8 protein-coding genes are annotated in these 10,746 nt (G+C 73.2%); 2 read left to right on the top strand and 6 right to left on the bottom strand.

Annotated features, from left to right (window positions below; translation table 11 throughout):
• From B1729_RS19225 to B1729_RS19245, 5 genes are all read right to left on the bottom strand, one after another.
• A partial coding sequence (locus B1729_RS19225) for an FAD-dependent oxidoreductase (RefSeq protein WP_239539721.1) occupies window positions 1-914 on the bottom strand: 914 nt, incomplete at its 3' end.
• Window positions 915-983: 69 nt separating this feature from the next.
• Entirely contained in the window at window positions 984-1,697 is a 714-nt protein-coding gene (locus B1729_RS19230; protein ID WP_163634421.1) for an ABC transporter ATP-binding protein, read from the bottom strand.
• Window positions 1,694-2,881: an ABC transporter ATP-binding protein gene (locus B1729_RS19235; RefSeq protein WP_239539722.1), complete on the bottom strand. Its 1,188-nt coding sequence runs from the start codon at window positions 2,879-2,881 to the stop codon at window positions 1,694-1,696. Before B1729_RS19235 ends, B1729_RS19230 begins: the two co-directional genes overlap by 4 nt.
• A gap of 5 nt (window positions 2,882-2,886) precedes the next feature.
• On the bottom strand, window positions 2,887-5,616 hold the full coding sequence (locus B1729_RS19240) for an FtsX-like permease family protein (protein WP_163634423.1): 2,730 nt from the start codon (window positions 5,614-5,616) through the stop codon (window positions 2,887-2,889).
• Complete coding sequence (locus B1729_RS19245) at window positions 5,613-8,006, bottom strand: FtsX-like permease family protein (RefSeq protein ID WP_163634425.1); 2,394 nt, start codon at window positions 8,004-8,006, stop codon at window positions 5,613-5,615. The genes B1729_RS19240 and B1729_RS19245 overlap by 4 nt, the downstream gene beginning before the upstream one ends.
• 159 nt (window positions 8,007-8,165) lie before the next feature.
• Between B1729_RS19245 and B1729_RS19250 the strand changes: the two genes are divergently transcribed.
• Complete coding sequence (locus tag B1729_RS19250) at window positions 8,166-8,747, top strand: HhH-GPD-type base excision DNA repair protein (RefSeq protein WP_163616937.1); 582 nt, start codon at window positions 8,166-8,168, stop codon at window positions 8,745-8,747.
• Complete coding sequence (locus tag B1729_RS19255; protein ID WP_163634427.1) at window positions 8,747-9,169, top strand: DUF1801 domain-containing protein; 423 nt, start codon at window positions 8,747-8,749, stop codon at window positions 9,167-9,169. Before B1729_RS19250 ends, B1729_RS19255 begins: the two co-directional genes overlap by 1 nt.
• Before the next feature lie 104 nt (window positions 9,170-9,273).
• On the opposite strand, the gene B1729_RS19260 is transcribed toward B1729_RS19255, so the two are convergent.
• The coding region (locus B1729_RS19260) for a PA domain-containing protein (RefSeq protein ID WP_204318974.1) at window positions 9,274-10,746 on the bottom strand (1,473 nt) is incomplete at its 5' end.

Genomic DNA, 10,746 nt, shown 5'->3' on the forward strand with positions numbered 1-10,746 from the left:
TCAACGACCGGGGAATCGGGGCAGTCCTCGACAGCCGCAAGACTCACGGTCCACGCGTCACCCGTACGCGCGAGTCCGGTCACACGGGCGCCGGTGTGGACAGCGGCCCCGCGCTCAGTCAGGCGCTGGGCGAGCGCCGCCACGAGCTGCGGCATCCCGCCGTCCAGTCCTTCGATCGCCGACCCCGTGGCGCCGACGCGCACATCGGCGACGGCGCCGCCCAGCCAGCCCGTGCGAGTGAGGGCGGTGCTGAGTCCCGGCGCCGCGATCTCGACGTCGACGTCGTCGGGGTCGAGGCCGAGGCGGTCGACGGTGAGCGGCGCAACGAGGCGGTCGCGCACCTTGGCTCCCATGCGGCTGCGCACGAGCCGCCCGGCGCTGCGCTGCGCGCCGATCGTCAGCGGCGGTCGCAGGCGGTCGAGATAGGCGCGCCAGGTGCCGCCCCAGCCGATCACGCGGCGAACGCTCTCATCCCACGGATTCGCCGGGATGCCGAGCACCTGGTCGGCCGGGATCGGCGCCGCCGTCCCCTTCGCCAGGCCGGCGATCCACTCGCGGTCGTCGCGGGGAGACGCGATCGCGGCGTCGGGGAGCACCTCGGCGACGAGCTTCCGCACGGCGCCGCCCCGGGTGGACCAGCAGGTGGCGCCGGTCTCGAGGTCGAGGCCGGCGAGACGCGTCGAACCGATCGTGCCGCCGAGGCGATCGGATGCCTCGACGAGCGTGACGCTCATCCCGACCTTGACGCACTCCCACGCCGCGACCAGTCCGGCGATGCCTCCGCCGATCACGACCACGCGCGTGTGCCGGGCATGGTCGACGAGGTCCAGGAACGGTTCGGCGGCTGTTCCGGCACCCCTGGAGGCCCTGGGCGAGGCGCCGGCGGCGTCTGGGAGGGGCGTCGGGACGGTCACGGCATCCATCCTCCCATTCGTCCCTGGCCGCTCAGTCGCCCTGGCGGGACCCCTGATCGCGATCGCGTCTCACGGCGCGGTGGCCGCGGCACCCCGGACGCCGGCCGTCACAGCGGTCACGTGTCCGTCATGCAGCTCGATCACGCGGTCGGCGCGCTGGACGAGCAGGGGGTCGTGGGTCGAGACGACGGCGGCGAGGCCCTGCGAGTGCACGAGGTCGCCGATGAGGTCCATGACGGTGACCGCCGTGCGCGAATCGAGCTGACCGGTCGGCTCGTCGGCGATCAGCACGTGAGGGCGCACCACGAACGCGCGGGCGATGCCGACGCGCTGCTGCTGGCCACCCGACAGCTCCGTCGGACGCTGCGCGGCATGGTCGGCGAGCCCGACCAGAGCGAGCGCCTCGGCGACCCTCGCGTCGCGCTCGGCGGGCGGGGTCCGCGCGATCCGCAACGGCAGTTCGACGTTCTCGGCCGCCGACAGGATCGGGATGAGGCCGAACGACTGGAACACGAACCCCAGGCGTTCGCGGCGGAGGGCCGCGAGATCGTCCTCGGCGAGCGCGGTGGCCTCGACGTCGCCGATCCACACCCTGCCCGAGGTGGGGGTGTCGAGACCTCCGAGCAGGTTGAGCAGCGTCGTCTTGCCGGCGCCGGACGCGCCGCGGACCACCACCAGCTCACCCGCGGAGACCTCGATGTCGACGTCGACGCACGCGTGCACATCACCCGCGGCCGATGAGAATGTGCGGCTCAGCTTCTCGCCGCGCAGTGCAATGGTCACGAGGGGTCCTCCGTGGGGAGATCGGATGCCGCGGCACGTGGTTCGTCTTCGAGCAGCGGCGTTTCGTCTCGCGCGTTCCTCGCTCGCTCAACGACCGGGACGTCGAACGCCGCGGGATCACCGACCGGGAGCTCGGCCTCCGGTCGTTGAGCGAAGGGCGCTCCAGCGCCCGAAGACGAAACGCCCGGGCCGTCGGACGAAGCCGGTGCCGGTGCTCCCGGCCACACTCCGACGTGGTCGGGCTCGAGGGCGAGTCGCACCCGCTCGCGCAAGTCGAGCGCGGTGACGAACTCGTCGGGCAGCTGGAGCCGGCCCACGCGGTCGAGCACCGCGTACTCCTCGGCGACGTGCTCCTCGGCGCCGTGCTCGTCGACGCGCGTCGATCGCAGCACCTCTGTCGACGTACGGCCGTCACGGATCTGGACCGTGCGAGCCACGTGCTCGGAGACAGCCGGGTCGTGCGTCACGATCAGCGTCGTCACTCCGAGCTCACGGTTCACCGAGCGCATGGCCTCGAGCACGTGTGCGCTCGTCACGTCGTCGAGTTCGCCGGTGGGCTCGTCGGCGAGCAGCACGCGGGGGTCGTTGGCGATTCCGACGGCGATGGCGACGCGCTGCTGCTCGCCGCCCGACATCTCTGCGGGCCGGCGCTCGGCGCAGTGCGACACCTCGAGCAGGTCGAGCAGCTCCGCCACCCGCGCCCGCCGCGGGGCGGCTGCGCGCACGGTGCCGGCGATCGCGAGCGCTGCGGCGACGTTCTCGCTCGCAGACAGGTACGGGAGAAGGTTCCGCGAGGTCTGCTGCCACACGAAGCCGACGCTGCGGCGGCGGAATCCCACGCGCTCCTTCTCCTTCATCGTGAGCAGATCGTGCCCTGCCACGCGCGCGACACCCGCAGTCGGCTGGTCGAGGCTCGACAGGATCGACAGCAGGGTCGACTTGCCCGACCCCGAGGCTCCGACGACGGCCACGAGCTCGCCGGGGTCGACGCGCAGGTTCAGCCCCTGCAGCGCCTGCACCTCGACATCCGCCCCGTTGCCCGACGGCACCTTGAAGATGCGCACCAGGTCGAGGCACAGGATGTCGGCGTCCGTTGATTCCGTCCCTCCTGCACCGGATCGGCGTGCACCGGATCGGCGTGCGCCGGATCCGCCGGGGTCGGCGCGATGAGCCTGTCGAGCCATGAGTCCTATCCTTCCTCCACCGTCCGCAGCGCTCCCGCCGCGCGGGCGCGGCGGGAGACGAGCAGGACGACGGCGGTGAGCAGCGCGGCGAGGGCGAGGAACCCGCCCAGGGTGATGAGGAGGATCGCCGGGTCGATCCCGTAGCCGGGCTGCACCGACGATCCGGTGAAGGGCCGCAGGTCGACGGCCGCGAGCACGACGAGGGGCACAAGCGCCCCGAAGACCGTTCCGGCGACGACGGCCGCCACCGCCGGGGGCCCGATCTCCCACAGTGCGAGCGAGGTCGCCGACCGGGGCGGTGCTCCGAGCGTGCGCAGCAGAGCGAGCACACGCGCGCGGGGCGCAGCGGCAAGGGTCAGGGTCATCGCGAGCGCCAGCGCGCTGAGCAGCGCCGTCACGGCGGTCGCGAGAAGCAGCGCCCCGCGCACCCCCTGCACGGCCGGGCCCGACTCGATGGCGTCTGCGATCTCGTCCGAGGTGTCGATGCGCACGGCCGATCCCAGGATCGTGCGCAGATCGTCGGCCACGTCGCCGGGCGCCGCGCCCTCGTCGAGCGCGACGAGCACCGTGCGGTCGGTCGGGTCGCGCCCCAGCGTGCTCTCGGCGTACGCGGAGTCGATCACGACCCAGTTCTCGCGGACGCCGGTCGGCACCGGCCCGCGGGTCACCCCGACGACGGCGACGTCCGCGCCGTCGACGCGCAGGTCGTCCGCTCCGCCGATCGCGTCGGCCGTCGCGCCCGACACCACGACGGGCACCGCGGCGCCGGCACCGGACCCGAGGGAGGCACCGGCATCCGCCACGAGTTCGGCGGGCAGCATCCCGGGTCCATCGCCCTGCACCGCGGCGAGCTCGCTCGCCTCTACGACGAAGACCGAGGTCGCTCGCTTGACGCCGTCGATGTCGAGGGTCGCGGGCTCGGCCCCCGAGATCCCGGCGACGCCGACCACCCCGTCGACGTCCGCGACGCGGCCGAGCTGGTCGCGCGTGAAGCTTCCTCCCGTGACGCGCACATCGGCGCCGATCTGCGCACGGGAGGCGTCGGCCACACCTGTCTGCAGGGCCGAGAGAAGGATGCCGGAGGACACCGCGACGGAGACGCCCACGACGAGGGCCAGCACCGGTGTGAGCCCGATCGAGGGTTCGCGCAGGGCCCGGGCGGCGCCGAGGAACGCGTCGGCACCGGCGCCCGCGCGCGCCCGCGACAGCACCGCGGTGAGGGGCAGCGGGTAGAGGCGCAGGGTGACGAGGCAGGCGACGAGCGACAGCAGCAGCGGCGTCGCGGCGAGCAGGAGGTCGACGCCGGCGGTGTAGCCCCGGACGAAGAGGAGCACCAGCGCGAGCGCGGCGAATCCGACGAGCACACCTTCGACGACGAGCCGCAGGCGCGAGCCGCGCCGGCTGAGGTCGGCGCGCAGCGGGCGTTCACCGGCCGACGGCGCGAGGATCGCCAGGATCACGACCGGCGCAAGACCGACCAGCAGCGCGGGGACGAGTCCCGCGGCCGGCGGCGCGGCTCCGAACAGGAGCGCCGCCGCGAGGACGACGGCCGACGCTCCCACGATCGCGGGCACGAGCCCCGTGATCGCACCCTCGATGCCGAGCAGGCGGCGCAGCTGCCCCACCGAGGCGCCGCGCGCCGACATCAGGCGCATGGCCGATCGGCGGCTCTCGAGGATGAGCCGGCAGCCGAGGGCGAGGACGGCCGCGGCGACGCCGATCGGGCCGGCGATCAGCATCGCGATCACCCCGGCCGTCGACGACTGCTGTGCGAGGGCGAGTTCGATCTCGCCGGTGATGTCGGCGTCGAACTTCAGACTCAGGATGCCGACGCCCTCGGCCGAGCTCGCGATGGTGTGCGACACGGACGTGAGCTTGTTGAGCGCGGCGACGGTCTGCTCGGCGTTGTCGGCATCGATCTCGTCGACGTCCGTGGGATACCACACGACGGTGGCGGGACGGAGCCCGAGGCTGGTGAGCATGGCCGCCGTGGCCGCGGACGCCGGATGGGCGAACGCGGTGCCCGTCACCTCGCGCGCGCGATTGCCGTCGTCGGAGATGCTCGGCTGGAGCACCGAGGGCACGTGCTGCCAGAACGGGGACGAGGCGTCGGCAGGCTCGAACACCCCCGACAGCACGACGACGTAGGGCAGCGGGTCGGAGCCCAGATGCCGCTCGTCGCCGACCTGCCACTCGAGCTCCTGCGCCGTCTCGCGCGACAGGACGACCTCGACGCGGAGGGAGCCGTCGTCCGCGACCACCGCCGGCCCGGGCGCGGCGCCCTCGACCATGCGGATCTCGGACTCGTAGCCCGGCGAGAACGCCATGGTCAGCGCCTGCGTCGCGGGATCCTCGAGGATCCGCGCGCCAGGCACCGAAGCCACCGCGCGCGCCTCGCCGAGCACGTCGGGAAGGGGTTCGTCGGCACCGCGCCGGATGCCTTCGAGCGCGACGAGGAAGTCGACCCAGACGTCGTCGGCGTCGGTCGGCGGGAACGGGTCCGTCTCGGGCATCACCGGGAAGAAGGGAGAGTCGGCGACGACGTCGCGCCCGGTCGCCGGCAGGGAGTCCAGCCGGTCGCGCAGCGCCGCGTCGCCGAGGAGGCCGAGGGCGATCGGCGCCGCCGTCGCGACCAGCGACAGCACCAGCACGAGGGACGCGACGATCGCCCCGCCCCCGGCGCGGGAGCGCAGATGGTGCGCGACCAGGGCACGGGTGGACACACGGCGGCTCATCGCGCCTCCTCCCCGACGGTCGCGGACCGCGCGACGCGTCCGGCGCCGATCGCGGCGGCCGCGACGATCACGCCCAGCGCGACGACGAGGCCGCCGAGCGCGAGAGCGAGCGGCAGCCACGCGAACGACACTGCTCCGGCGAGGGGAAGGATGCCGGCGGTCACCGCCCGCACCAGCCCGGGCACGATCAGCCACGACACCAGGGCGCCCGCGGCCGCACCGAGCACGACGGCCGCTGCGAAGACGCCGCCGAGCTCGGCCGCGCGCATGCGCGCCTGGCGGGACGCGGTCACCCCGAGGGCGCGGAGCACCCCGAGTTCGCGTCGACGCGCGAGGGCGAGGGTCTGCACGATCGCGAAGGCCGCGACGAGCGACAGCACGGCCGATCCCGCCGTGGCGATCCACCAGCCGGGCACCAGAGCGCCGACGACGCTCGCCGAGAGCCCGGGCGTGGCAGTCATCACCGGCCGGTCACCGAGCGCGGCGCTGAGGGCATCGTCGGCGGCCGGGTCGCCGGCGACCCAGACCGAGTTCGACGGCACGATCGACGTGCCCCGCTGAAGCTGCGACGTCAGCAGCAACTCGAGCGGGACGAACAGGGCGAGCGGATCGGACGCGCCGGGCACGGCGTCGACGATCGACGTGATCACCGCGGCACCCTGCCGCCCTGTCCCGGCGTACCGGAAGTCGATCGGGTCGCCGACGACCGCGCCGAGGCGAGAGGCGAGCGCCGTCGTGACGACGGCCGCCACGGCGGGCCCTCCTTCCGACGCCGCGAGGTCGGGCGCCGCCGCGAGGACGCCGCCGTCGGCGAGCCAGAGCACGGCTTCGCTGCTGCCGCCTTCGAGGTGCGCGGAGCCTTCCACGTCGAGCGGTCCGCCGCCGGCGACCACGACCTCCGACAGCTCGACCGCGACGCTCGACCCCGCGATGCTCGGGCCGGTTCCGGCGCCGATCGCGAGGAGGCGCCACGGCGACGCGCCGTCAGGAAGGTCCGCGGTCGCCACGAGCAGCGCAGTGCCGTCCTCTGCCGGCTGCGGTTCGCCGGAGAGACGCAGCGTGACGGGCGTGCCATGGCCATCGAGCAGCAGCGCCACCAGGCTGAAACCGGAGAGACTGCCGGACTCGACGGTCACGCCGACGGTCGCCGCGATCCCGGTGGCGCCGTCGCCGAGCGGCACCGGCTCCGACAGGACCACGCCCTCCCCCGTGGCGTCCGCCGCGGCGATGAGGGCCTCTTTGTCCACGAGTCCGCCCGCCGAGGTCACCACCGGCTCGATCTGCGCGGACGGCACCGACACCAGGTCGGCCTCGAGGCGGCCGATCTCGATCACGCCCGCGTACGCCGAGGACGAGGCATCCGTTCCCGGCACACCCGCGGCGACCACGTCGCCGGGCGACGCGGACTGCGGCGTCATGTCGACGCGCAGGTCGGCGCCGGCACGCACCGCCGCCGAATCGGTGGTCATCGCCTGCCACGTCGCCGTGTACGCCGAAGCGAAGACCGCCTGCGCGACGGTGAGGGTCACCAGCAGTACGGCGACCGCATAGATGGGCAGGCGTCGGGCGACCTGCCGCGCGGGATACCCGGGCTGCAGCGACGGAAAGGCGGCGGCGGGCCGGGACCACGCCGCGGCGGCGCCTCCGAACGCCGCGAGCGCCACCAGGGCCCCCGCCATCAGCACGACGGCGGGTGCGAGCGCGACGATCGGGTCGAACCCCGCCCCGCGGGCGAGGGGCAGCTGCCACACCACGAGGGCCGACGCCAGCACCACCACCACGACGACGACGGCAGTCGTGGCGCGCGCTGCGCGCCCGGCGGTGCGCCGCTGCTCGCCGCGTCGCAGCGCGATCGCGAACACCGCGGCCAGCGCGAGCGCCATGGCGATCACCCACGGCCAGGACGAGACCACCTCGACCGCACCGGCACCGACCTGGCCGGCCAGTGCGGCGGCCAGCACGACGCCGATGATCGCCCCCGCGAGCGCGACGGCGACGCCTTCCGCGGCATCCGCTCCCCATGCCTGATTGCGTGAGAAGCCGCGTGCCCGGATCGCCAGCGTCTCGTGCTCCCGTGCGGCGGCCACGAGGCGCGCGAGCTGCGCCATCGCCGTTCCGGCGACGAGCGCGACGAGCAGGACGAGCGCCGGCGCGGCCGAGGCCAGTGCCGCCGCGCCGATCCCCACGAGATCCGCCACCTCATCGGCGGTCAACCCCGGAGGGGGCGGCTCGCCGGCCGTCTCGACCGTGCGGCGAAGCCTGGCCAGCACGAGGCACATGGTCGCCACCGCGGCGGCGACGGTCGCGGCCGCGCTGCCGAGAAGCCCGATGCGCGCGCGGGAGCGCGCCCACAGCAGTCGCGCCGACGAGAGCGCGCGGCGATCGGGCATGGGCTCGGTCCTCCGCGGTTCGTTCGACGCTGATGGGGGTTCTGCGAACCTCATCAAATCAGGGTTTCCGTCGATCCTTCCACGGCCGAGCGGCGGTGCCGTCCGCACCGTGGGCACCGGCCTGTTCCGGCGTCGGCCCGGGGTGGGAGACTGGGGGCCATGACGCTCCACATCACGGGTGACGACGAGGCCGATCGCCTGCTGACCGACGATCCGCTCGCCCTGCTCATCGGCATGCTGCTCGACCAGCAGGTCGCGATGGAGACCGCATTCGCCGGTCCGCTCAAGATCTCGGAACGCGCGGGGACGCTGGATGCCGCCGCCCTTGCGAGCTTCGATCCGGAGGCGTTCGCGGGGCTGTTCTCGGCCACCCCCGCGGTGCACCGGTTCCCGGGGTCGATGGCCGCTCGCGTGCAGGCGCTCTGCGCGGCGATCGGCCGGGACTGGGACGACGACGCCGCGGCGATCTGGACGCGCGACGAGCCGGACGGCGCGACCGTGCTGAAGCGGCTCAGGGCTTTGCCGGGGTTCGGGGAGCAGAAGGCGAAGATCTTCCTTGCGCTGCTGGGTAAGCAGTACGGGTTCACCGGCGACGGGTGGCGTGAGGCATCCGCGCCCTACGGCGAGGACGGCTCGTTCCGCAGCGTCGCCGACATCGTCTCGCCGGAGTCGTTGACGAAGGTGCGCGAGCACAAGCGCGCCATGAAGGCCGCGGCGAAATCCGGCGGCGGAGGCGTCTGATGAAGAAGACGGAAGCGGACGTCGGCGAGTTCGTCGCCGGGGTGAGTCCCGCGAAGCGGCAGCGGGATGCCGAGACGATGGTCGCGCTCTTGCGTGAGGTCACCGGGCGCGAACCCGAGATGTGGGGCACGATCGTGGGCTTCGGGTCGTGCCACTACCGCTACCCCACCGGCACCGAGGGCGACGTCCCCATCGCCGCGTTCTCGCCGCGTCGCCAGGCCACCACGGTGTACCTGCTCGACACCGGCGCCCACGCCGACCGGCTCGGCAAGCTCGGACCCCACGAGACGGGTGTGGGCTGCCTCTACATCAAGGACCTCGAGGAGATCGATGCCGACGTCCTGCGAGAAATCGTCGCCGAGGACTACCGTCGCGTGATCGAGGGCGACACCGGCTCCGCGGTGTTCACCGTCACCGACTGACCCTCCGGCCTGCACCGTGCACGACCGGAGGGCCGCGCGTTGCGCGAGCCCTCCGAGTCGTCCTGCTCTGCGCCCTCAGCGGGCCACCGTGCGGCTGCCGCGGGTCACTTCAGTGCGATCGCGTCCAGGACCGTCTCCTTGAAGGTGCTGCCGGCGGCATCCCACGCCTCGGACTTGAGCGCGATCTTCGTCGTGCCCTTCGGCGGGGTGATGCTGGCCGAGTACGAGCCGGCCGAGCCCGTCACCGCAATCGTGGTCCACGTGCGCCCGCCGTCGTACGACGCCCACAGCTTGAGGCCGCTGATCGCCGCCCCCGTCGAGCCGTCCTGGTGCGACACGGTCGGGGTCAGGCTGATCCGCTTTCCTGCGGCGACGTTCAGGGCGTCGAGGCCCTGCACGCCGTAGTCGAGCTGCAGCAGCGGCAGCACCGTGAGGGCATCGGTGGTGCTGCTCGTGAAGGACCACTCGGTGCTGACCTCGGTGGACTGCGTCCACCACCGCTCATACCGGTCGGCGTCGAGGAGCACGCGGTAGGTGCGCGCCTCGGCGGGCACCTCGCCGGAGCCGTTCGCGTACTCGCCGGTCACGTAGAGCTCGTCGTCCACCCACAGCTGGAACCGGCTGTCGGTTCCGCCGTCGGGACCGGCGATGTTCGGGTTGCCGTCGCCGTCGACCCGGTATGGCAGGTCGATCATCAGGGTGTCGCCTTCGCGACGCACCGACGACTGGGCCGGCGAGGCCGGGTCGGGCAGCAGCCCGCCGTGCACGACCTGACCGAGCAGCGTCTCGCTCGCGGTCTCGCCGGGCTGGTACGAGCGCAACGCGCCCATGAACGCCGTCGGGAACACCTCGCCCGGGTTCGCGCCGCCCGCGTAGGCCTCCGCGGAGTGCTGATACCTCGCCGCCGGATCGGCGTAGTAGTGGATCGTCCGCTCGGCGATCGGCTCGTCCAGCCAGCGGTTGTAGCCGATGTAACTCTCGTCGGTGACCATCATGTGCCACTCCTGAAGAGAGGTGCCCGCGGTCTGCCCCTTCACCGCGCTGCTGACGGATGCCGTGTTCGATCCATCGAGCGTGTAGTTGAGGCTGGACGGGATGCCGTGCTCCACCTTGGCGAACGCGTAGTCGTACGGCGGGTACCCGTAGCCGGTACCGGTCAGCTTCGCACCCTTCTTCGCCGACGCGAGGGCGAGCAGCTCGAGTCCCTTCTCACGCGACAGCGTCAGCGTCGGAAGCGTCTTGTCGGGGAACTCTCCCATCGCGCGGAAGTCGACATCCTCCCAGTACGGTCCGTCGTGGGCGCCATAGGCGATCACGGCGATCGCGCCGGCGTCCTTCGCCGCCTGAGCCTGAGCATTGAGCAGCATCACCCGACCCACCGCCGCCGGGCGCGCCTCGACAAGGGCGATCTTGCCCGCCACGGCCGCCTTCTGCAGCTCAGCGGGCGTCCCGGTGCCCGCATCGACGATCGTGGCGCTCACCTTGCCCTTGAGCTCGGGGGACGTGACGGCGTAGCGCAGGTCTTCCGCGAGATCGAGGGTCGTCGACGCGGAGACCGCCTGGACGTCGAGCTTCGG

The organism is Microbacterium sp. B35-04 (genome assembly GCF_010634885.1).
Taxonomy (GTDB): Bacteria; Actinomycetota; Actinomycetes; order Actinomycetales; family Microbacteriaceae; genus Microbacterium.